Genomic DNA, 21902 nt, shown 5'->3' with positions numbered 1-21902 from the left:
TCAACTCACATTACTGCATAAGCAATACATTCCGGATAGTTCCGCCAGAAACCAAAGGTTGAAATCAACCTTTTTCTTTAGTTTTTCAACCGTACTATAAGCTCATCAATAGTTAAAAAATACCCCGCTCTCATACGCCCTGCATTCCGGAGAATATTTAAAGCGAAGTTTTATTATGCGGGTCTCGGCCTGAAATATGTGTAGAATGCTGCCGAATATGAATCGGCAAGATAGATTTATGGTACATTAAGCTTTATGCCGAAAGTAAAATCGGCAGCTTAATAAACCTGTTGTCCTTTAAAATCCACTAATAACACATTGAAAATAAAACATCTTTAATAGCATAACTATTGTTCTGCATGTTTACAACAGTACGTAAATTTACCGTTATTTTTCTGGCAATACTGCAATTGATTGCACCGTTGGTGCATGCGCATGCCGGCGAAAAAGTTTCAGGCATCGGACTCCATGTTCCCGGTCTTGAAATCTATGGTGTTGGACAATATGCCTTTATGTCCGGGGCAACAAATCACGATTTCGATTTTGATCGCATCGGTTCCCGGCCGCTTGCGGCACTCCTAAGCGCCGCGGATCAAGCCAATGCCGAGGACAACCGCAAGCTGTCCCGACCGCCATCCCCGGCGGTCGAAGGCATCATAGTCGGCGTCGATGCGGGCATGAAAGACAGGCAGATTAATGCCGCTGTCGATTTAGACGATAGTCAGTATCTGCATCAACAGGCCGCACTATTTAAAACCGCAATATCTCCTTTTGACATTAATTTTTCGCCGCAATCAACACAGGTTGTATGCCGGTTGTTTGTCCCATCACTTTCTCCTCGCGCGCCTCCCGCACAATAAGCCTTTCTTCACAGCATAAAGGCATGATTACCGTGCCTTGCATTAGCGCGGTCAAAACCGCATTGAGCGTATTCCCATTATTCTGGGAATAGAATAACGGCGGCATAAATGAGCTACACAATAATCAAAGTGATTGCCACAAGCCTGCTTATCGTGGCGATATCGGAACTCTCGAAACGAAGCACACTGATTGGCGCCCTATTTGCCTCAATGCCGCTGATATCCATTTTAGCGATACTCTGGCTGTACATTGAGACTCGGGATGTCGCGAAAGTGTCCGATTTAGCAATCAATATTTTTTGGTTGGTTCTCCCATCGCTGGTTTTTTTTATCAGCCTGCCTGTTTTGCTAAAGAAAGGACTTAATTTTTACCTAAGTTTGGGGCTGTCAATGTCGGCGGCGGCTGGATGCTATTTCTTCATGATCAAAATATTGATGCGTTATGGTATTAAATTGTAACTATCGAAAATTCCTTTATGAACTGTATTGATACAGTCGGATATGCCAGTTTTTCATAAAATTTTTACAACGCGGTTAGCGCCGCATCGAGTTTAACCTATGTTTTTTTTGAACCTTTCCGGAAGGCTCAGCCCTCGGTTGCTGCTGGGGAATATTATTTTTTTTACGGCAATATCGCTCAGCGTCGCCGGTCCGGCCTATGTTGTCGAACATCACGACCCGATTGCAACCGACATGGCGTTGAGTTTATCCAAACTGGTCGATGTCACTTTAGAAAAATACCCCGATATAACCTGGCTTAACGCATTGGAAGACGAAGCCAAGGCGATAGAACAGCGCGGCGACAGTTGGACCGCCGGAGCGCCCCAGTTCGGGCTGCGTTTCCAGGAAGCGACCAGCGGCACGCTGCATTATATCGACGGCGACGTGCAGGTGCCGTTGTGGAATCCGGGCCAGCGCGATGCCGAACAACAGCTCGCCAAACTGGCCGGCAACAGCGCCGCCTCGCAAGCGGAAGCGGTCAAACTGCGCGTGGCCGGCTTGGTCAGGTCCGCGTTGTGGAATATGGACTTGGCCGGCATCCGCTACGAGCAGGCGAAAATCGAGCTGGACGTTACCGAGCAGCTGGTCGCCAAAGTCCGGCGGCGTGTCGAGCTGGGCGATTTGCCCCGGGCCGACTTGTTGCTGGCGCAATCGGAAGCGCTGCAAAAACGTTCGGCGGTAACCCAGGCCGAAGCCGAGCTGATGCACGCCCGCAAACGCTACACGACGATTACCCAACTGACCAAAATTCCGGCCAATTACCAGGAAAAACTGGCCGACATCAAAACTATCCAGCATAACCATCCGATGTTGGCCGCGCTGAACAACCAGGTCGAACGCAAGCAAAGCGAACTGGAGTCGGTCAGGCTGATCGGTTCCGGCCAGACCAACGTCGCCGTCGGCGTCAACAGCGACCAGTTCACCAGCGACGAGCGCAGTAACCATACCGCAAGCTTCAACATCGGCGTGACCGTGCCGTTCGGCGGCAGCGCGCATCTGGCGCCGCACTTGGCCGCCGTCAACGTCGAGTTGAACCGGCTGGTTGCCGAGCGCGCGCAATTGTCCCGCGATTTGGAACAAGCGCACCACGAAGCCGAGCATAACCTCGAAGTCAACCGCGTCGAAGTCGGCATCGCCAACGAGTTAAGGCAAGTCGCCGAGGATCACCTGAAAATGACCCAAGCCAGTTTCGCGGTCGGCGAAATCAACCTGATGGATTTGCTCAGAATCCAGTCCCGTACCCAGCAAGCCGTATTGAACGCCAAGCAACGCGCCGTGATGCTACAGCGCGACATTGCGCTTTATAACCAGGCCGTAGGAGTGACGCCATGAGCATGTATTTTTTCCGTCCGGCCGCCGTGCTGCTGTTGTCGCTGTCCGCTTTTACCGCCCACGCCGTTGACAACAGCGTCTGGATTTCCCAGGAAAACATCGACAAACTCGGCATCCAGCTCGGTAAGCCGGAGCCGGTCAAGCAATTTCCGCTGCTGACCGCACCGGCCACAGTCGTCGTGCCGCCGTCACAGGAATATACCGTCAGCACGTCGCAGGCCGGCTTCATCGAAAAAATGAACGCAGGACTGGGCGATAAAATCGCCAAAGGCCAAGTGCTGGCGCAGATCAACAGCCCGGATTTTGTGACCTTGCAGCGCGATTACCTGAAAGCCGCCAGCGCAATGGAACTGGCGACGGCAGTCTACCAACGCGACAAAAAACTGTTGCAGGAAGGCGTGATTTCCGACCGGCGCTGGCAGGAAACCAGCACCGAATACCGCTCGGCCGTGTCCGAAGCCGATGAGCACCGGCAATTGCTGGAAATCGCCGGTATGACGCCGGCCGATGTTGCGCAATTTAACAAAACCCATAAATTGAGCCGCGAACTGAACATCCGCTCGCCTATCGCCGGAGTGGTCATGGAGCGCATGGCCGCGGTCGGCACGCATATCGACATGATGGCGCCGCTGTACCGGATCGCGAACCTGGACGAGCTGTGGCTGGAAATCGCAATTCCGCAGGAACGCGCGGCCAGCATCAAAATAGGCGACAAAGTACAGGCCGAAAACTCCGACGCCAACGCCAAGATCGCGTTGCTGGGCCAAAGCGTCAACCCGGAAAACCAGACCATCCTGGCGCGAGCTATCGTGCAGGCGCATGCGGAGTCGCTGCGCGCGGGACAACGCTTGAACACGCGGATTATCCAGGCGATCGCTAAAGCCGCGTTTAAAGTCCCGAATACGGCGATTGCGCAAAACGAAGGCAAGGCGTTCGTGTTCGTGCGCACGCAACAAGGCTTTTCCGTCGTGCCGGTCGAAGTCATCGGTAAGCAGGATAACGATTCGGTCGTCAGCGGCGAACTGGCCGATGGTGAGGATATCGCCGTCAAAGGCGCAGTGGCGCTGAAAGCGAATTGGCTGGGCCTGGGGAGCGAAGAATAATGTCCGCATTGATTCGTTTTGCGCTGAGCCAGCGGCTGATGGTATTGCTGCTGGTCGCGTTGCTGGCCGGCGGCGGCTATTACGCGTTCACCAACATCCCGATTGACGCTTTTCCCGAAGTGTCGCCGACCCAGGTCAAGGTGATTGTCAAAGCGCCCGGCATGACGCCGGAGGAAGTCGAAGCCAGGATCACCGCGCCTATCGAAGTCGAGTTGCTCGGCATCCCGCATCAAACCATGCTGCGCTCTATCGCCAAATACGCGCTGACCGACATTACCGTCGATTTTAAGGAAGGCACCGACATTTATTGGGCGCGGCAGCAAATTGCCGAACGCTTGAATACAATGTGGGGCAGCTTGCCGGCGGCCGTCGAAGGCGGCATTGCGCCGATGACGACGCCGCTGGGCGAAATGTTCATGTTCACGATTGAAGGCGGCGGCTTAAGCTTGATGGAACGCCGCAGCCTGTTGGATTGGGTGATACGCCCCGCATTGCGTACCGTGTCGGGCGTTGCCGACGTCAATTCATTGGGCGGACTGGTCAGGAGTTTCGAGGTCATCCCCGATAATACCCGGATGTCGGCCAGGGGCGTCAGCATTGACCAGCTGACCGCCGCGCTGCAAAACAATAACCGTAATGACGGCGCCGGCCGTATCAGCGATGGCGAAGAGGCGTTGATCGTGCGCGCCGAAGGCCGGATCAAGACGTTGGACGACGTCAGCGTGATTGTCGTCGATAACAAAAACGGCATCCCGATTACTGTCGGCGATGTCGCGACGATTAAAATCGGCGCATTGACTCGCTACGGCGCGGTCAGCAAGAACGGCGAAGGCGAAGCCGTTACCGGGCTGGTGCTGAGTTTGCGCGGCGCCAACGCCAGACAAACCATTGCCGGTATAGAGAAAAAGCTGGCTGAAATCAGTCCCGGTTTTCCTAAAGGGGTTGAGGCGAAGGTTTTTTACAATCGCGGCAATTTGGTTGACAAAGCGGTAGACACGGTTTTGCACGCACTGCTCGAAGCTATTGCCTTGGTTATCGTGTTGCTGATTTTATTTTTGGGCAACCTGCGCGCCGCGCTGGTAGTCGCGCTGGCTCTGCCGCTGGCGGCGTTGTTCACGTTTATTTTAATGAACTACATGGGCATGTCGGCCAACTTAATGAGCTTAGGCGGCCTTGCGATTGCGATAGGCATGTTGGTCGATGCGGCCGTCGTTGTCGTCGAAAACCTGATCACACATTTGGCGCATGTCGAAAAAGCCCAGCGCCTGCCCCGGCTGCACGTAATTTACCGCGCCACGCGCGAAGTCGCCGCGCCGGTGGTGTCCGGCATCCTGATTATCATCATCGTGTTTTTGCCGCTGCTGACCTTGCAAGGACTGGAAGGCAAGCTGTTCACGCCGGTCGCGTTGACGATCGTGTTCGCGCTGAGCGGTTCGCTGGTGCTGTCGCTGACGGCGATTCCGGTGATTTCATCCTACCTGCTGAAAAAAGTGTCGCACGAAGAACCGTGGCTGCCGAGGCAGTTGCAGCAGCGTTACCAGCCGGCGCTGGCCTGGTGCCTGGACAACAGCAAGAAAGTGTTCATCGGCGCCGGCTCATTATTGGCGCTGACCGCGATTATTTTCACCCAGCTGGGCAGCACGTTCATGCCGACGATGGACGAAGGCGACATCATCCTGCAATTGGAAAAACTGCCGTCGATCACGCTGGACCAATCGGTCGCGCTGGATATGCAGGTGCAAAAAAGCCTGCGCGCGAACATCCCTGAAATCACCGACATCGTCGCCCGCGTCGGTTCCGACGAACTTGGGCTCGACCCGATGAGCTTGAACGATACCGATACGTTCTTGATACTGAAGCCGAAAAAAGAATGGCGCATGGACAGCAAGGAGGAATTGCAGGAGGAAATCCGCAAAGTCATGGCGCAGATACCGGGCATCGCCTACCAGTTCACCCAGCCGATTGAAATGCGCGTTTCGGAAATGCTGACCGGCACGCGCGGCGACGTGGCCGTTAAATTGTTCGGCACCGACCTGGCCGTGTTGAACGAAAAAGCCCAGCACATCGCCGAGCTGTTAAAAAACATCAACGGTTCCAGCGACGTGTTCGTCAGGCAAAATGCCGGGATGCAATTTTTACAGCTGACTATCGACAAATCGGCGGCCGGACGCTTAGGCCTGGACAGCGACACCGTCGAAACGCTGTTGCGCGCGCAGATCGAAGGTTTGAAGCTGGGCATCGTGCAGGAAGGCATCAAACGCACGCCGTTGATTTTACGCGGCGCGAGTAACGTTGCGGACTTCGATAACTTGCAAATCACTTTGCAAGATGGCGCGCATGTGCCGGTCACCGCAATCGCCAAAATCGAGAAAGTCGAAGGCGTGGTGTCGGTCGGCCGGGAGCGCGGCCAGCGCTTCGTCGTGATTACAACCAACGTGATGAACCGGGATTTGGTCAGCTTCGTCGACGAAGCGCGCAAAGCCGTGGCCGACAAAATCGAGCTGCCGACCGGCTATACCGTCGCATTCGGCGGCCAGTTCGAAAACCAGCAGCGCGCCGCGGCGACGCTGTCGGTGGTCGTGCCGGTGTCGCTGGGCCTGATTTTCATGCTGCTGTTCACGACGTTCGGCTCGATCCGCCAGGCCGTGTTGGTGCTGTCGAACATCCCGCTGGCGATGATCGGCGGCGTGTTCGCGCTGTGGCTGTCCGGCGAGTATTTGTCGGTGCCGGCGTCGGTCGGTTTTATCGCGTTGCTCGGTATCGCGGTGTTGAACGGCGTGGTGATGGTCAGCTATTTCAACCAGTTGCTGGCGACCGGCATGGATTTGGTCAAAGTCGTGCAGGTCGGTTCCGCGCGGCGGCTGCGGCCGGTATTGATGACCGCCAGCATCGCCGCGTTCGGCTTGATTCCGCTGTTGTTCGCGACCGGACCGGGTTCGGAAATCCAGCGCCCGCTGGCGATAGTCGTCGTCGGCGGCCTGGTGTCGTCGACGTCGCTGACGTTATTCCTGTTGCCGATTTTGTTTAAATTGTACGGCCTGCCGAAGGAGGCGAAGCTATGAATGTCACCGAATACCTGGTCACGCTGAACGTGCCGTCGGCGCTGGAGGAGGAAATCGTCGATTGCCTGCTGACGCTGGAATCGGAACACGGTTTCAGCAGTTTTCCTGTTTATTCGCACGACCATCGGAACATCGGCTTGTCGCTGGCCGAGCAGGTCACCGGCCGGCAGAAAAAAGTCCGCTTCCAGATGTATGTGCCGGAGCAGCGGCTGGCCGCGTTGTTGGATCAGTTGAAGAGCGAGTTTGCGGGGGCCGGGATTCGGTATTGGGTGATGCCGGTGGTTGATGGCGGGGTGATTTGAAAGAGTTTTTTCGCCACGAAGGCACGAAGCCATTGTCGCCCTGTAGATCTATCATGCTATTTATGTTCTATATTCCGAATCTTCAAAAAGACAGTATTTTAATCTTATCTCTTTATTTTATTTCCGGGCGATAAAATGCCGGGCAACAAAAAAAGTTGCCCGATCTACATGGCTATTACAAACCTAAATGGATATTTTGATTTTTAATAAGCAATTCTTTTTTATCTTTTTCAGACAAATTATTTAAATAACCTTGTCCATTGTTAAAATATTCTTTAGCCTCAGTGTAGGATGGCTCTGTCGCACCATTAGCAACCAAAGAAAAAGGCCAAGCCAAAATAAGGGCAATTAAAATAACAGGTATTAACACAACAAATAATAATATTGCCAGTGGCAAAGGTATCATTGTTTCAATGATAACTTTTGATGTTTCTGATTTTTTTTCAACAGCTGTTATTGTTATTTGGATTTTTGGATTATTCTTTTTTAAAATGTATTTCTCTTGAAAAGAAATATTTTCATAGCCAGATAAAAAGTTGTTATAGCACAATAACGTACTCATCTTTCTATACCTTTTTCGCAATATGGACGACCAAATAAGCTTTTCTTGCTTAATATATATCCATGTGAATTATAAAAATCTATTAAATCTTTAACAGGGTACATTATTCTAATTTTATTAGCGTTTACGACATAACTATATTCATGCAATACGGCATTTATTATATTAAACACATACCCAGTCAAAGGGTGTTGTTCAATTGGAGCGCCTTCTATGTAATGAACACTTAAAACCTCGTTACTTTTGCTTCTAGAACAAAGCGCTAAACCGCATAAGCAATTGTCCTGGCCCCATACAGCAACACTCATTAGGCGTTTCTGATATTTTCTACTAGCATTACTGAGCTTGCATCTCCAATCCCAGCCTCCATTTGGCGGAATGCGCAAACTACTGCTCCACGACTGCTGCCAAGCATTGAGCGCTTCTGAATTTATACTGGTTATTTTTATTTCTTTTTGTAAATTCGAACTAAAAAAGTCAGCCACTTGCTCAAATACAGCATCTATAGCACTATGTACGTTAGACATTATTGCCCCTTGCTTTATGTCAAAGTCTATTTTAAGTGGTCCAAATAAATATAGACTGACCGCTACATTGCGTAGCGTATATTTTTTTGTTTATTGCAAGGCCACTAATCATTACGGCTTAGCTATTTTATATACTTAGTACTTAAAGTAAATACTAGTAAAGATACTAAGCGGAATATATGGAATGATCTACTATATATTGAGTTATTTTGTTTTTTCTACACAATATATTGATTTTCTGTATTTTTAGGCCCATAGGATGTGCCGACGATAGGAGGCGCATCGTTCGCGGGAGATGCGCTTCACTGCGTTCAGCACACCCTATGCGATTTTGCGATATTTAACGACGTGTAAGACGGTTTTGACCGGCTGGACTTATTCAAGATTTGATCTTCACGAAACGGCTAAGGACTTCCAATCCATAACGCTTGGCGAACTTGAAAACAGAACAGAGACGGAATTGGCCGGAAGATATGATTCCAGAGGTATCTGACAAAGAATTGATTTAACTGCCAGAATAAAAGGAGCGGATCGTGGTGGGTGCTGAGGGGTTCGAACCCCCGACCCTCGCCTTGTAAGGGCGATGCTCTCCCAGCTGAGCTAAGCACCCGATCCGAGCCGCGCATTATAAACAAATTAAACTCAAAAAGAAACTGTTCCGTACAACGCCAAACAAGATATTCTGGGAGGCGTGAAGCTCAACATGACTAAGCCAATCCGTTATTATCTCAAGCGCTACGCCAGCAACGAGTCCAACAGCGGCTGCAATTTACGCGCCTGACGCTGCCGAGTCAGCCTGTTTGCGACGATGATGCTTTTCAGCTCGTTTAGCGCCTGCTCGAACACGTCGTTGACGACTAGGTAATCAAATTCGCCGTAGTGGCTCATTTCGGTCACCGCATCGCGCATACGGCGGGCGATAATTTCTTCGCCATCCTGGCCCCGGTTCCTGAGACGCTGCAACAGCACTTCTGTCGATGGCGGCAGGATAAAAATCGACAGGCTTTCCGGCAGCAGTTTCTTGATTTGCTCGGCGCCTTGCCAGTCGATTTCAAGAATCACGTCCAAGCCTTTGTTCAGGTTATCTTCGACGGTTTGCTGCGCGGTGCCGTAAAAATTGTCGAACACCTGGGCGTGTTCAAGAAACGCCTGTTTTTCTCGCATGGCTTGAAAATCGGCGACACTGACAAAGTAATAATCTTGACCATGAGCTTCGCCGGGCCGCATCTGCCGGGTGGTGTGAGAGATTGATACGGTCAGGCCGTCCATATCGGCAACCAGTTGTTTAACCAAGCTGGTTTTACCGGCGCCGGAAGGGGCGGAAATGATATAAAGTTTGCCGATGTTCATAAATCTAAAGGAGAAAGGCTCAAGGTGAAAGGTTCAAGATTGAATCTATTTGGCATGGGGACAAACAAATTTAAAGTGCTCACATGATACAGGATGACGCGGCCCGGACAAAACGATAGGCCGCCGAAGTATTGCGTCGCGTGAGCCGCGCTATACCTTCCAGGTTTTTAAAATCTGGAAGGTATTACCCACGTTATTTAGTTGGATCGATAGCTATGAATTACGCCCGCAACGCATCGCTATCGATATAAATATCGACACCGCTTTCGGGCTCAATCGTCGCAACCGGTAGGTCCGCGTCCGAACGCCACTGTTGCACGGCTTCCTGCTTGTTCGCGCCGGTGATCAAAAAGATCAATTCCCTCGTGTTGCTCAACGCTTTGGTGCTGATCGAGACGCGCTCCGACGGCGGTTTCGGCGAGTTGTAAACAGCGTGCGTCAGTTCGTTTGCCGGGTGTTGATGGCCGGGGAACAGGCTCGCGGTGTGGCCGTCCTCGCCCATGCCCAACAGCACCATGTCGAAAGTCCCTGCTTTGGAGACGGCGACTTTATAGCGGTCAGCGCCGATTTCCGGCCCGAATTCGGCAGGCATCGTAAAGATATGGCTCGCCGGAATCGCAACTTTATCCAGCAAAACCCGGCTTGCCATTACGCTGTTGCGGTCTTGATGATCGGCAGGCAAGCAGCGCTCGTCGCCGTAATAAATCTGCCAATTAGCCCAATCCGCATTCGAATCGGCCAGAAGAGCGTAGACTTTTTCCGGCGTGCTGCCTCCGGCTAAAACCAATTTGAATTTGCCTCTCGCGGAAATTGCCGATTCGGCGGCGTTGAGAATGTGTCGGCAGGCGGCGGCCGCTACGTCGTCAGCGGTTTCCAGATAATGCCAGCGGCAGTTTGTTTGCATTTAGTTACACTCCGGGATCAATGAGTTGCGCCAGGATTGGCTTTCTTTGTCGAATAAGCGGCGGCTGTCTTCCGGCCCCCAGGAACCGGCGGGATAAGTCGCGATGTAGTCGCGTTCCATCATCCATGTTTGCAGAACAGGATCGACGATGCGCCACGCATATTCTACTTCATCGAAGCGCAGAAATAACGAGCGGTCGCCTTTTAATACGTCCAGTAGCAGGTCTTCGTAGGCGTCGGTGGCTTTTTCGTTGCGCTGGCGGAAGCTGGCGTCCAGGCTGGTGACGCGAGTGCGCATTTCCAGGCCGGGTTCCTTGACCGTCATTTCCATGCGTATGCATTCTTCCGGTTGGATGCCCAGCAGCACCCAGTTCGGGTTCATGCATTGCACCTCGGTACCTCGGAAAAATTGCAGCGGCGGATGGCGAAAGCAAATCGAAATCGCCGATTGCGCCGTGGCCATGCGCTTGCCGGTGCGCAAATAAAACGGCACTCCGCGCCAGCGCCAGTTGTCGATATACAGTTTCAGCGCCGCGTAGGTCTCGGTAATGCTGTCGGCCGGTATGCCTTCTTCCTGCAAATAGCCGTTGACCTGCTCGCCGCCGATGCGGCCTTGGCTGTATTGGGCGCGGTAAGAGTGTCCATGCACCGCTTCGCGCGGAATCGGGCGTATCGATTTCAGCACTTTGACTTTCTCGTCGCGCAACGATTCGGCATCCATAGCTACCGGCGGCTCCATTGCGACCAAGGTCAGCAATTGCAGCAAATGGCTTTGCAGCATGTCGCGCATCGCACCGGCTTTATCGTAATAATCGGCGCGGCTGCCGATGCCGATGTCTTCGGAATGGGTGATTTGTACATGATCGATATAGTTGCGGTTCCATAACGGCTCCAGCAGCACGTTGGCGAAACGGAACACCAGCACGTTCTGCACCATGCCTTTGCCCAGGTAATGGTCGATCCGGTAGATCTGCTGTTCGGCCAGGTAACGGTTGAGGCGCTTTTGCAAGGCTTGGGCGCTGTCGAGGTCGTAGCCTATCGGTTTCTCGATAATGACGCGCCGCCAGCCGTGCTGCTCGTCAAACAGCTTGCTGTTGTTCAATTGCTCGGCGACCGGGCCGAAATCGGCCGGGCTGATCGCCAGGTAAAAAGCGATATTTTTCGGGAACTGGCCGTCCCGGTTCAATGTATCGGCCAGTCCGGCATAGCATTGCGCCTGGGTTATATCGCCCTGATGGTAATGCAGCCGGGCGTTGAAACGCTGGAACACGGCTTCATCGACATCGCCGGGCATTTTTGTGTCCAGCATCCGCCGGACTTCCGTTTGCCATTCCTGCCGGCTCCAGGGCCTTCGGCCCACGGCCAGGATGCGGGTATCGCCGGGCAGGCGGTTCGCGGCGTCGAGGCGATACAGCGCCGGCATCAGTTTGATTCGCGACAAATTGCCGGTCGCGCCGAAAATAACGTACGTACAAGGTTCGGCTTTCATTGGGAGTACCTCGCTCGGTTACAGGCTGGGAATTTTGCTGTTATATACAATCTTTAAAAACATGTCATTCTTTAGTCCCTTGCCAGATATTAGGCAAGATATTCCAGGTTTTAAAACCTGGCATATCTGATTTTGAAGCGGGCAATGTCTAAATTAAGAAGCATCCGCCAGCGCCGGAATCATCCGCCGCAAGCGCAAATACATGGCCGCATAGACCGCCATGCCGGTCAGCGTCGATAGCGCGCACATCAGGAATACGGCGTCGTAACCCAGCGAAGCGTCCAGCAACGAAGCGGCGATATTCGGACCGACGATCTGTCCCAAGCCTTGGGCGCCCGGAATCAATGCGGCGAAAACGCCAGAATGGTCGGCATTGGCTACCGACGACATCTGGAAAATATCGACGAAAGTCCACAGCAAGTTGAACGACAAGATGCTGACGACGGCCTTGCCGGCGTCGATGCCGTTATACAACAGGCCGATTGCCACAGCCATGCTGACCAACGTCATCAGCAGCGGACGAGCCAACCCGAAGCGGTTGCTGATCCGCGTCGCCAGCAGGCAGCCGGTAATGCTGGCCAGTGAACCCCATTCCAGCAGCCCCTGCATCAGTCCGTCGGCCACGCCCGAGGAGTCGGCCGCCAATTCGATGTAAGTCCAGTAACCACCGATGCTGACATAGGTGAAAAAAATCGTGCCCAGTCCAAGCCAGGGAATGTAGACAGGAACTTGTCGGTGTTCTAAGTGGTGGCCGTTTTGCGCCGTCACCTCCAGTTCCACATCCAGCGTCGGTTCATCGGCGCGGTCAGGCAGCCAGCGGGTTCCTATCGCCCCGACGACAAATCCGCAGATGAACAGCCAGTAAATGCCGTTCATCGACAACATCGGCAGCACCCGCATTTCCAGCGCCTGGAAAAAAGCAAACGCGAACAGCATGATGTTATAGGCGCGGGCCGGCTTGGAACTGGCGCCCAAACTGGCGACGGCGACCGCTGTACATATTCCGCTACCGGTGCCTGCGACGGCGCGCAGCCATAGCGTCGGCTGGTATTGCGGATAGGCCGTGCACAACAGATTGGCGATAACGACCAGCACCGCGCCCAACACGACCAAACTGCGCCGGTCGGACCGGGTCATCAGCAGCGCAGTCAGCAACGCGCCGAACGCAAGGCCGCCGAGATCGGCTCCGGCCACCCGCCCCACTTCGACCTCGCTAAAGCCCAGCAACTCCATGCGCGCGGCGCTGATGACCGGCATCACGACTTGTACGCCGTAGCCGATCAACGTCAGGTACACGGAAACAAAAATGGAACGCCAATCGTCGAAAGACGTACGGTGGTGATGTAGGATAGTGGGCATGAGGTTCTACTCAGGAAATATTTAGGCGGAAGCTATTGCTTCAATATTTTATCAAATATCTATTTGTGCATAATCATGATCGGCTGGAGATAACGGGCAAAAGCCGCCTACGGGATAAGTTGCATTTTCAACGGACGGACAAGGAAAAAGTCGGGAATAGAACTACCTATATGACCAGTTTACTGTCTTTGCTGCCGGTCCAGTCGATATGGAAAAACCGGCCTCTGGGCTGGTCTATCCGTTCATAAGTATGCGCGCCAAAATAGTCCCTTTGCGCCTGCAATAAATTAGCCGGCAATCTTTCAGAGCGATAGCCGTCGTAATAAGCCAAGGCGGAAGAAAGTGCCGGAGTCGGGATGCCTAGCTCGATGCCTGCGATAACGGCTTTGCGCCAGCCTTGATCGGCTTGTTTGATTGCATCGACAAAAAAGTCGGCTAACAGCAAGTTTTCTAAATCGGGAGCGGCGTCGTAGGCTTGCTTGATGTCGTTCAAAAACCGGCTACGGATAATACAGCCACCGCGCCACATCAGTGCAATATCGCCGTAATTCAGCGACAGCTTGTATTCTTTCGAGGCTTCGCGCATCAAGCGGAATCCTTGGGCGTAAGAAATAATCTTGGCTGCGTATAACGCGTCGCCGATTGCATTAATTAGGGCTTTCCGGTCGCCGGTAAATTGCCGTGTTGGCTTGGGCAGTATCGACGAGGCTTTGACTCTTTCGTCTTTTTGCGCGGACAAGCAGCGGGAAAATACCGATTCGCCGATCAAGGTTAACGGGACGCCCAAGTCCAGCGCATCGGTAACGGTCCATTTGCCGGTGCCTTTTTGCCCGGCGGCGTCGAGTATGCTTTCCAGCAACGGCCGGCCGTCTTCGTCTTTATAGGCCAAAATCGCGGCAGTGATTTCGATCAGGTAAGAGTTTAACGGGCCCCGGTTCCATTCGGCAAAGATGCCGTGCATTTGCTCGACGCTTAAGCCCAAGCCGTCGGACAGCAGTTGATAAGCTTCGCAGATTACCTGGATGTCGCCGTATTCGATGCCGTTATGCACCATTTTGACGTAGTGCCCGGCGCCGTTATCGCCAACCCATTTGCAGCAAGGCTGGCCGTCGACCTGGGCGCTGATGGCCTGGAAGATGGGCTTGACAGCAGGCCATGCGTCTTTATTGCCGCCGGGCATGATCGACGGTCCGCGCCTTGCGCCTTCTTCGCCGCCGGACACGCCCGCGCCTATATACAGGATGTTTTTTTCTTTTAGGGCAACAGTGCGGCGGTGGGTGTCGGTGAACAGCGAGTTGCCGCCGTCGATGATAATATCGCCGGCTGACAACAGCGGTACTAACTGGTTGATATAGTGATCGACGATGTCGCCGGCTTTAACCATCAGCATGACGATGCGCGGCGTTTCGAGGCTGTTGATCAATTCTTCCAATGAATGGGCGCCGGTAATCTGCGTGTTTTTAGCAGGGCCGTCCAGGAATTCATCTATTTTACTGAGCGTGCGGTTATGAACGGCAACTTTAAAACCGTGGTCGTTCATGTTGAGGGCCAGGTTTTGACCCATGACGGCTAAGCCGATTAAACCGATATTTGCTTTCATAGTTATCTTCTTGAAGAGTAATTTTGAATCTTCAGTTAAAAGGCTGATTGGTCCGCTAAAAGTCGTCGTAGGGCGTGCCGTGCGGCAAAAAGTTACACTGTCTTCATTTTGTAGGTAGCAAAAGGCTAGAAGAAATGAAGCATGTAGGCAATGGGTGGAAATACCTAAGCTGATGGTTTAGCAAAACGGTAGGTGAGGTTCGTATTTGTGCGATGATTAACCACGGCGAACTTTTCGCTGTGGTTAATAAACAAGAGAGCTACTCGGAACTGGCTTTGCTCATTCGGATTTGGGCGCGAATCAGCGCTGTAATGACGACAATCAATAAAACCGCCAGTGAAAGCTCCAGCATGACGAACGCTGCGATTTTAAAGTAGGCAAATAGCGGATGGACAAACCTGACCAGCCAACCGCCCGCTTCATCGGCCACTGCCGCAATATAGGTCAAGCTGCTGAGCCAGATTTTCAGCCGCACCGAAAACTCGGTCATCAACATTAAATGGGTCAGAGTCAGCACCAGCATGCCCATCGAGAACAGGTGAAAATGCGACACTTCGAGCATGCCCTGATAGCTGCGCGGCTGGGTAAACTGTTCTTCGGAGCCCAGGTAATAGGCAATGACCGAATCGGGCGTTAAATTCATATGGTGGAAATACATCAAACCGTTGCTGATCCATAGCAAGGCGATATACGCCAGGAACATTAACACGAGGGTATTGAGTAGGGATTTGCGATGCTGCTCGCCGGTAACAAAATAACGCATTAATTTTTACCCTGATCTTTGACCAGTACCTGATAAATTGCCATGACTTTACGAACGCTGCTGACTGTCGCCCGAGTGCTCAAGGTCGCGCCGCTGATGCCGTCGATGCCTTTGTTAAAATCCATTTCCGCTAACGGGCGTTTATAGAGCTGTTCAAACCAGCGTTCCGGCGGCTGGTATTCCGGCGGTTCGTGAAACGCGAGGGTTGTGACATTGCCCAGTTCGCCGTCCGCTGTCAGCACTATCATCAGCGTTTCCGGCTTGGTTCTGACGGTACTGGTTTCAATGGCGGCATAACCGAGCACTTTGCCTTGGTCTTTGCCGACATAAAAAGTAAACAGGCCTGACTCCAGTTTACCTTTGGAGAGTTCCTCAATTTTTGCAGTTTGTTGCTCATCGGGAAATAGCGACAATTGCTCGACTTGGGCGCTCTTGCCGAACGCCAGTTCCAGCGCTTCGTTTTTGCTGTAAAAGACGGTCGCGAAGCTTGAGGTTGCTGAGACGAGCAGCAAAAAAAGCAATCCCGGTTGTTTAATTATTTTCATAATAAGCCCTGTTATTCATCTGTATAAAAACATGGTCAGTTTAACAGGGCCGGCAAACGATAGCAGAGGGATTTTCGATTCAGCCCTGTTAACCGACGTTAGCAATATGCCTGGAGCGGTTATTTGGGCTGGTAACCGTCAGTCAGCGTCTGTAGGAAGGCTACAATGTCATCTATTTCCGAATCGCTGAGCACCAGTTCGCCAAGCTCCTGGTAATTGACGTTCTCCAGCACTTCCGGACTTGGCCAACAGCGGTTTCCGAGCGCTTCGGCTTCGGTTACGAATAGACTGTCGCAAACAGGCAGCACGTCTCGGGTGCTGTAAAAGGCGACCGCACCCCGTAGCGTTTTAAAATAGCCGTTGTGCATATAAGGCCCGGTTTTGGCGATGTTGCGCAAACTGGGCACTTTGAACTTGCCGTTTTGTGCTGACTCGTCAACCGCTCCGCCTAATCCTTTGTCGATAAACTCCCATCCTGCCGGGTTGAATTCCGGCGATAAGGTATAAAACGGATTTTCCGGGTTTCTGGGAACGCCCAAATTGTCGTAGCTAAAATCGGTAAATAAAGGCGGTGTGCCGTCTTTTGCCGGCCTGCTGGGGTGGCAAGCCGCGCAATTACCTTTGTTTGCGTCTTCAAACAACTTCCGGCCGCGTTTTTCCTGCTCCGTAAATTTGGCTTTGCCGGCCAGGAAGTAATCGTATTTAGAATCGAAACGCTTAAATACCGGAGATTGTTCAAACGCGACAATAGCGTCGGCTATGTTGTTGTAAGCGTCGTTAGTGTTGTCGAAAGCATCTGTGCCGTAAATCTGTTTAAACAATTCCGCGTAGCCGGCTTCGCGAACTTTACTCACGACGGTAAACGAATCCGGGTTCGCCATTTCGATCGGGTTCAGGAAAGGCCCTTTCGCCTGATCGGCCAACGTTGCAGCCCGGCCGTCAAGGAATAAGCCGCCGATAAACAAACCTTCTTTACGGTTATAGCCAAAGGGCGGGCTAAATGCCGCATAAGGCAAGGTAGGAGAGTTACGAGCGCCCTTGAGTCCTTTCAATACACCTTCGGAAGTCGGCTCATTGCTGTCGGGATCTACAAAACCGGTGCCTGGGTTATGGCAGCTTGCGCAAGCCTGTCCGGACGGCGTGGAAAGGTTGGTATCGAAAAAGATCTGCCGGCCTAATTGCGCTTTAAGGCTAAGCTGGCCATCACCCGGCAGAACCGGGATTTCAGCTTTGACCGGAAAGCAAGGCATTACTATTGCTAGGGCTACGATTACATTACTCCAGCATTTCTTACGCTTAAATGCGTGATTTATATTTGAAGATAAAAACATGATTCAGCGACCTTTAGGCTATGGTAATACTTGGCAGTGCTTAAACGATTCGGGTCTTGGTTAGAAAATGAAACCAAAGCCTAAGTTGAAATCGTCGGCCAGAGAACCTTGTTTGGCGACAAAATTACGATAATCGGCTTTAAGTACGACGTTTGGAATAGGTTTGTATTGCAAGCCGACCTGATAGATTTGCCAATCTTTAGTTGGATCGGAATCATAACCGGTAGGCGCTTTGGCAACGGTGTTCAATCTTTCGTATCGGAAGAACGGCGCCAGATACTGAGTCGTATCGCGGAATAGCAACGGCAAGACATCGTAGCCCAGCTCTGTGTACCAGCCAAAGTTTTCCGAACCGACCACTTCGCCTACGGAGGCGCTGACAACATCGGCATTGTTGATATGGCCCCAGGAACCCAAGGTGCGGAATTCCAGGCCGCGGTATTTCCATTGCAGATGGGCTTCATAGAGTTGGGTAAAAACGTTAGCTTTGCGTCCGACAAAAGTCTGGTTTTGTCCGGAGTTTCCGAAGTAGGCGGAACCGCCAACCGATAATCCAGGAATAAAGTTCGGATCGTAATCCATGCGGGCAACGTATCCGAAATTTTCCGCTCTTGCATTGCTGCCGCCGCCGCGACCTTCGCTAATACCGTCGGAACTGAATCCTTTGGCGTCCAAGCCATTGACTACATAGGCCGTATAAGTCAGGTTCGGGGTGATAGCGCCAAATAGACCGGCACCCATTTCACGCCACGTACTCGGTATAATGCGCTGTTCAACTACTGGACGGTGGTTGCCGAAATAGAAAAGCGGTTCGTGAATGCGGTTGATAAAGCCCATCGGCATTAATACTAAACCGGCTCGGGCATTGGCGCGTTGATCGATGAAGAAATCCAGCGATGCGAATTCAACGGAGACTTCACCTTTTTCTTCCGCTCCTTCGCCGGTGGAGGCATGTTCGAATTCCAATTCGCTGTTAAAGAGAATGCGATCGGTAAATTTATAACCTGCGTATAAAACCATGCGCTCCATATCGGCGGTATCGTTAGTATCGCCTTTATCTCCAACTTTAGCGGAATAATTGCCTTCGCCATAACCGCCAATCGACAAGCCTTTGCCGGCAGAATAAACCTTGGATGCTGCCGGGCCTAAGCCATAGGCGCTCTTGTATTTCGCTTCTTCCGGAATCGATAGGTTAGTACGCAATTTTTCAACTTCTTGGCTCAGTACATCGGTTTTGCGCTCTAGATTTTTTACATCGGCACCGGCAGATTTAGCTGGCGCCGGAGCCGAAGTGGCAGCTGCTGCCTGCATTCCTGCTTTCATTTCATCAATTTGTTTTTGCTGCGCTTGGATGATTTTCCACATCTCTTCCATTGTTTGAGGTTTTTCCAACGCACTAACCGGCGCATTCAAAGCCACGAGCCCTATCAATATTCCGCCCGTTAATAATTGCTTATTCTTTTTCATTTATACGGCCCTTACGAATTAGTTGGTGAGATGAGTATAAGGTAAACACTTATAAAGATGCAAACGATTACTATTTAAATATAAAAGTAAGGTTTATTGAATCGTTTAATTTTAGTTTTAATTCGATTTTAAGCGTGGAAGCAAGGCCTTAATTTAAAGGTGAGCCAGTTTGGGATTTTGGTTAAAAATAGAATAGCTTGTAACTTGCGTATCAGGTGGATGCTTTAAAAATGGATACGTTTGGTAGCGTCAGCGCGTGGATTTAATTGTGTGTTTGTAACTTCGAAATGAGGCTTTTAATCGGCTCTTCCAGAACCATAATACTTTCACACAACCGGAATTGACCGATTGCGCGCTGTAAGTTCTGCTCAGATTCGGTTACCTTAAAGTAGCGATTGCCTTCCAAGTAATCGCTATAAAACCGAATGCCTAATTCGAATGGGATTAGCCGTATAGCTGGGTACAAGTATTGATAATCGTATTCGGTAAAAAACGCGCCGGCCTCGGCCAGATAGCTTTTTAACCAAGCTGCGCAAATGTCCAGGTTAAAGCCGGCCGGCCCAGCAGCGTGACAGCAAGATCGCAGGCAATCGCCAATATCGTAATGGATAAGCCCCGGCTTGACGGTGTCCAGATCGATAATGCTAACGACTTTTCTACTGCATCTATTAAACAGAAAATTATTCAATTTGGGATCGCCGTGAATAACTCGCAATGACAGCAAGCCCTGCTGTTTTGCGGCCTCAAGGTCATCGGCGATATGCTGGAAGCGGCAGATAAATTCAGCGCAATAGCTCTCCTCAGGTTTGGCCGGTTGCCGCAGAATTTGCTGATAATGCTTTAGATATTGCGGCGTTATATGAAAACCGGGCAGCGTGTCATGTAGAAGAAGAGGATTAAGATCGCTAAGCAAACGATGAAAATGTCCTAGTGCAAATCCAGACTGCTCTGCTTCACTGATAGTGCTTATTGTCTCGATGCTTTCGGTATCGGCAATAAAACTTAACGCTCGCCAGTAATCGCCGTTTTGATCTTGATAAAGCGCATTGTTATCAATAGTCTTTAAAGCTTTCGGGATTTGCAGCATAACCAATGCAGCGTTTTTTTGCGTCACATGCTGATTAAGCGTCGTCAGGTTGGCCATGATTTGCTCAGGTGCAGGAAAAACCGCGCGGTTTATACGTTGCAGAACAAACGAAGATGACGGTGTCGAGACCAGATAAGTATCATTAATCAGGCCATTACCTAGCGCTGTGACCTCAGTAACGGCATTACCGAACTGGTTGGAGATGGAAAACAGTGCGTTCATCAAAATATATTTTAAGGACTATCTGTTTCTCTGGCCTTGATTAATGCGGTAAGCGTTTTCAGAGCCTGTCCCCTGTGACTTAGCGAGTTTTTAACGGCCGCCGATAATTCTGCCGATGCGCAGTGATGGCTTGGCACCCAAAATACCGGATCGTAGCCGAAACCGTTTTCGCCGGCAGCGCGATCCAAGATCCTCCCTTCCCAAACGCCTTGGGCGATAACAGGACAGGGATCGTCAGCATGCTCCATAAATACCATCACGCAAATAAACCGCGCTGTGCGCAGTTCATCCGGCACGCCTTCCAGCTCCTTCAGCAGTTTGTCCAGATTATCCTGATCGCTGGCGCCAACGCCTGCATATCTGGCAGAAAATACGCCCGGCGCCCCCTCCAGCGCATCGACGACCAAGCCTGAGTCATCGGCTATTGCCGGAAGCTTGCAGTGTAAAGCTGCATTCCTGGCTTTTAGAATGGCATTTTCCACAAACGTAGAGCCGGTTTCTTCGACGTCGACAACATCAAATGCAGATTGCGGAACGATAGGATGATCCGACAATATTGCCTGAATCTCCCTGATCTTGCCGGGATTGCCGCTAGCCAGAACGATTTTATGCATGATTATTTCTACCAAATTGAAATGTCGATAAGCTTATTGATAATCTTCTATCGCTACGCGTTGTTTTTCCAATAACTCTTTGATGCCTGAACCGGCCAGTTCCAGCATGGCGTCCAGCTCTTCTTTTCTAAATGCGTGGCCCTCAGCGGTGCCTTGTATTTCAATAAACGCCGCGGCATCGTTCATGACTACATTCATATCGGTTTCCGCCGTACTGTCCTCGGCATAATCCAGGTCCAGCACCGGCACGCCTTCATAAATACCGACAGAAACCGAAGCCACCTGGCCATGCAAAGGATTAGTCTTGATCTGCTTGCGTTTGAGCATTTTTTGCACGGCCAGCGACAATGCGACAAAGCCGCCGGTAATCGACGCCGTACGGGTTCCTCCATCCGCCTGCAATACATCGCAATCGATGGTAATAGTGTGTTCGCCCAACGCCCTTAAATCAATCGCTGCCCGTAAAGACCGGCCGATCAAACGCTGAATTTCCAGTGTGCGCCCGCCCTGTTTGCCTTGACTGGCTTCACGCCCGACCCGGTTATGCGTTGAACGCGGCAGCATACCGTATTCGGCGGTAACCCAGCCTTCGCCCTTGCCTTTTAGAAAACGAGGAACGCTCCGGTCGACACTGGCAGTGCAAAGTACCCGGGTATCGCCGAATTCAACCAGGACAGAGCCTTCTGCATGTTTGGTAAAACCGCAGGTGAATTTGATGTCTCTTAGTTGATCCGGGTTACGTCCGCTTGGTCTCATAGTTGTTCCGTTAAAATGAAAAACCGCGCAGTATACCTGAACGGCGCTCTATCCGGCTTTCAATTTATCGGTAGTTCTCACCACCTATCACATTATTTAGGCTATTATAAAGTCCATCGATTTTTGCCGTTGTAAATTGATGAGTACAGTAAAACAGTTGTCCGAAG

The 21902-nt window shown here is 51.5% G+C and carries 20 protein-coding genes and 1 tRNA gene; 6 read left to right on the top strand and 15 right to left on the bottom strand.

All coding sequences use genetic code 11. From position 1 onward, the window contains the following. Positions 1–359: 359 nt before the first annotated feature. The 6 genes from EKO24_RS08275 (at position 360) to EKO24_RS08250 (ending at position 7160) form a co-directional block, all read left to right on the top strand. Entirely contained in the window at positions 360–860 is a 501-nt protein-coding gene (locus EKO24_RS08275) for a hypothetical protein (RefSeq protein ID WP_127029919.1), read from the top strand. Positions 861–968: 108 nt separating this feature from the next. After that, positions 969–1319, top strand: a complete 351-nt coding sequence (locus EKO24_RS08270; protein ID WP_127029920.1) for a DUF3147 family protein — start codon at positions 969–971, stop codon at positions 1317–1319. Between the two features lie 99 nt (positions 1320–1418). Next, positions 1419–2693 (top strand): TolC family protein, encoded by a 1275-nt coding sequence (locus tag EKO24_RS08265; RefSeq protein WP_127029921.1) that lies wholly within the window; start codon positions 1419–1421, stop codon positions 2691–2693. Continuing rightward, on the top strand, positions 2690–3796 hold the full coding sequence (locus EKO24_RS08260; protein WP_127029922.1) for an efflux RND transporter periplasmic adaptor subunit: 1107 nt from the start codon (positions 2690–2692) through the stop codon (positions 3794–3796). The genes EKO24_RS08265 and EKO24_RS08260 overlap by 4 nt, the downstream gene beginning before the upstream one ends. After that, on the top strand, positions 3796–6858 hold the full coding sequence (locus tag EKO24_RS08255; RefSeq protein ID WP_127029923.1) for an efflux RND transporter permease subunit: 3063 nt from the start codon (positions 3796–3798) through the stop codon (positions 6856–6858). The genes EKO24_RS08260 and EKO24_RS08255 overlap by 1 nt, the downstream gene beginning before the upstream one ends. Continuing rightward, a complete protein-coding gene (locus tag EKO24_RS08250) occupies positions 6855–7160 on the top strand; it encodes a DUF3240 family protein (protein ID WP_127029924.1) in 306 nt (101 codons plus the stop codon). Before EKO24_RS08255 ends, EKO24_RS08250 begins: the two co-directional genes overlap by 4 nt. A 175-nt stretch (positions 7161–7335) precedes the next feature. Here the strand turns inward: EKO24_RS08250 and EKO24_RS08245 are convergent, their stop codons facing one another. From EKO24_RS08245 to rph, 15 genes are all read right to left on the bottom strand, one after another. Further along, entirely contained in the window at positions 7336–7722 is a 387-nt protein-coding gene (locus EKO24_RS08245; protein WP_127029925.1) for a hypothetical protein, read from the bottom strand. After that, positions 7719–8249 (bottom strand): hypothetical protein, encoded by a 531-nt coding sequence (locus EKO24_RS08240; RefSeq protein ID WP_127029926.1) that lies wholly within the window; start codon positions 8247–8249, stop codon positions 7719–7721. Before EKO24_RS08240 ends, EKO24_RS08245 begins: the two co-directional genes overlap by 4 nt. 534 nt (positions 8250–8783) lie before the next feature. Continuing rightward, positions 8784–8859, bottom strand: a tRNA-Val gene (locus tag EKO24_RS08235). Between the two features lie 125 nt (positions 8860–8984). Then, entirely contained in the window at positions 8985–9599 is a 615-nt protein-coding gene (gene gmk, locus EKO24_RS08230) for a guanylate kinase (protein ID WP_127029927.1), read from the bottom strand. Positions 9600–9819: 220 nt separating this feature from the next. Then, a complete protein-coding gene (gene pgl / locus EKO24_RS08225; protein ID WP_127029928.1) occupies positions 9820–10503 on the bottom strand; it encodes a 6-phosphogluconolactonase in 684 nt (227 codons plus the stop codon). After that, complete coding sequence (zwf, locus tag EKO24_RS08220; RefSeq protein ID WP_127029929.1) at positions 10504–11991, bottom strand: glucose-6-phosphate dehydrogenase; 1488 nt, start codon at positions 11989–11991, stop codon at positions 10504–10506. 153 nt (positions 11992–12144) lie between these two features. Continuing rightward, positions 12145–13350, bottom strand: coding sequence for an MFS transporter (locus EKO24_RS08215; RefSeq protein WP_127029930.1), 1206 nt, complete (start codon positions 13348–13350; stop codon positions 12145–12147). A 166-nt stretch (positions 13351–13516) separates the two neighbouring features. After that, the gene (gene gnd, locus EKO24_RS08210) at positions 13517–14950 is read right to left on the bottom strand and encodes a decarboxylating NADP(+)-dependent phosphogluconate dehydrogenase (protein ID WP_127029931.1); all 1434 of its coding nucleotides are present in this window, start codon (positions 14948–14950) and stop codon (positions 13517–13519) included. A 259-nt stretch (positions 14951–15209) separates the two neighbouring features. Next, positions 15210–15713 carry a hypothetical protein gene (locus EKO24_RS08205; protein WP_127029932.1) on the bottom strand — a complete coding sequence of 168 codons (504 nt, stop codon included), beginning with the start codon at positions 15711–15713 and terminating at the stop codon, positions 15210–15212. Next, positions 15713–16258, bottom strand: coding sequence for an FMN-binding protein (locus EKO24_RS08200; RefSeq protein WP_127029933.1), 546 nt, complete (start codon positions 16256–16258; stop codon positions 15713–15715). Before EKO24_RS08200 ends, EKO24_RS08205 begins: the two co-directional genes overlap by 1 nt. A gap of 119 nt (positions 16259–16377) precedes the next feature. Next, positions 16378–17508, bottom strand: coding sequence for a cytochrome-c peroxidase (locus EKO24_RS08195; protein WP_127029934.1), 1131 nt, complete (start codon positions 17506–17508; stop codon positions 16378–16380). Between the two features lie 141 nt (positions 17509–17649). Continuing rightward, on the bottom strand, positions 17650–19056 hold the full coding sequence (locus tag EKO24_RS08190) for a hypothetical protein (protein ID WP_127029935.1): 1407 nt from the start codon (positions 19054–19056) through the stop codon (positions 17650–17652). A 262-nt stretch (positions 19057–19318) separates the two neighbouring features. Next, positions 19319–20365 carry a phosphotransferase enzyme family protein gene (locus EKO24_RS08185; protein ID WP_127029936.1) on the bottom strand — a complete coding sequence of 349 codons (1047 nt, stop codon included), beginning with the start codon at positions 20363–20365 and terminating at the stop codon, positions 19319–19321. A gap of 11 nt (positions 20366–20376) precedes the next feature. Then, positions 20377–20979 (bottom strand): RdgB/HAM1 family non-canonical purine NTP pyrophosphatase, encoded by a 603-nt coding sequence (gene rdgB / locus EKO24_RS08180; RefSeq protein WP_127029937.1) that lies wholly within the window; start codon positions 20977–20979, stop codon positions 20377–20379. Positions 20980–21012: 33 nt separating this feature from the next. After that, complete coding sequence (gene rph, locus EKO24_RS08175; protein WP_127029938.1) at positions 21013–21735, bottom strand: ribonuclease PH; 723 nt, start codon at positions 21733–21735, stop codon at positions 21013–21015. Positions 21736–21902: the final 167 nt, after the last annotated feature.

The organism is Candidatus Methylobacter oryzae (assembly GCF_003994235.2).
Classification (GTDB): Bacteria; Pseudomonadota; Gammaproteobacteria; order Methylococcales; family Methylomonadaceae; genus Methylobacter_A; species Methylobacter_A oryzae.
This window is presented reverse-complemented; position numbering and strand designations above follow the sequence as displayed.

What these genes read in the sequence shown, in the direction of transcription:
- EKO24_RS08240 (WP_127029926.1), bottom strand. Translation starts at nt 8,249, where the DNA reads ATGTCTAACGTACATAGTGCTATAGATGCTGTATTTGAGCAAGTGGCT.
- EKO24_RS08190 (WP_127029935.1), bottom strand. Translation starts at nt 19,056, where the DNA reads ATGAAAAAGAATAAGCAATTATTAACGGGCGGAATATTGATAGGGCTC.
- EKO24_RS08195 (WP_127029934.1), bottom strand. Translation starts at nt 17,508, where the DNA reads ATGCCTTGCTTTCCGGTCAAAGCTGAAATCCCGGTTCTGCCGGGTGAT.
- EKO24_RS08185 (WP_127029936.1), bottom strand. Translation starts at nt 20,365, where the DNA reads ATGAACGCACTGTTTTCCATCTCCAACCAGTTCGGTAATGCCGTTACT.
- EKO24_RS08270 (WP_127029920.1), top strand. Translation starts at nt 969, where the DNA reads ATGAGCTACACAATAATCAAAGTGATTGCCACAAGCCTGCTTATCGTG.
- rph (WP_127029938.1), bottom strand. Translation starts at nt 21,735, where the DNA reads ATGAGACCAAGCGGACGTAACCCGGATCAACTAAGAGACATCAAATTC.
- EKO24_RS08205 (WP_127029932.1), bottom strand. Translation starts at nt 15,713, where the DNA reads ATGCGTTATTTTGTTACCGGCGAGCAGCATCGCAAATCCCTACTCAAT.
- EKO24_RS08250 (WP_127029924.1), top strand. Translation starts at nt 6,855, where the DNA reads ATGAATGTCACCGAATACCTGGTCACGCTGAACGTGCCGTCGGCGCTG.
- EKO24_RS08265 (WP_127029921.1), top strand. Translation starts at nt 1,419, where the DNA reads ATGTTTTTTTTGAACCTTTCCGGAAGGCTCAGCCCTCGGTTGCTGCTG.
- zwf (WP_127029929.1), bottom strand. Translation starts at nt 11,991, where the DNA reads ATGAAAGCCGAACCTTGTACGTACGTTATTTTCGGCGCGACCGGCAAT.
- EKO24_RS08200 (WP_127029933.1), bottom strand. Translation starts at nt 16,258, where the DNA reads ATGAAAATAATTAAACAACCGGGATTGCTTTTTTTGCTGCTCGTCTCA.
- EKO24_RS08215 (WP_127029930.1), bottom strand. Translation starts at nt 13,350, where the DNA reads ATGCCCACTATCCTACATCACCACCGTACGTCTTTCGACGATTGGCGT.
- rdgB (WP_127029937.1), bottom strand. Translation starts at nt 20,979, where the DNA reads ATGCATAAAATCGTTCTGGCTAGCGGCAATCCCGGCAAGATCAGGGAG.
- EKO24_RS08255 (WP_127029923.1), top strand. Translation starts at nt 3,796, where the DNA reads ATGTCCGCATTGATTCGTTTTGCGCTGAGCCAGCGGCTGATGGTATTG.
- pgl (WP_127029928.1), bottom strand. Translation starts at nt 10,503, where the DNA reads ATGCAAACAAACTGCCGCTGGCATTATCTGGAAACCGCTGACGACGTA.
- EKO24_RS08275 (WP_127029919.1), top strand. Translation starts at nt 360, where the DNA reads ATGTTTACAACAGTACGTAAATTTACCGTTATTTTTCTGGCAATACTG.
- gnd (WP_127029931.1), bottom strand. Translation starts at nt 14,950, where the DNA reads ATGAAAGCAAATATCGGTTTAATCGGCTTAGCCGTCATGGGTCAAAAC.
- EKO24_RS08260 (WP_127029922.1), top strand. Translation starts at nt 2,690, where the DNA reads ATGAGCATGTATTTTTTCCGTCCGGCCGCCGTGCTGCTGTTGTCGCTG.
- EKO24_RS08245 (WP_127029925.1), bottom strand. Translation starts at nt 7,722, where the DNA reads ATGAGTACGTTATTGTGCTATAACAACTTTTTATCTGGCTATGAAAAT.
- gmk (WP_127029927.1), bottom strand. Translation starts at nt 9,599, where the DNA reads ATGAACATCGGCAAACTTTATATCATTTCCGCCCCTTCCGGCGCCGGT.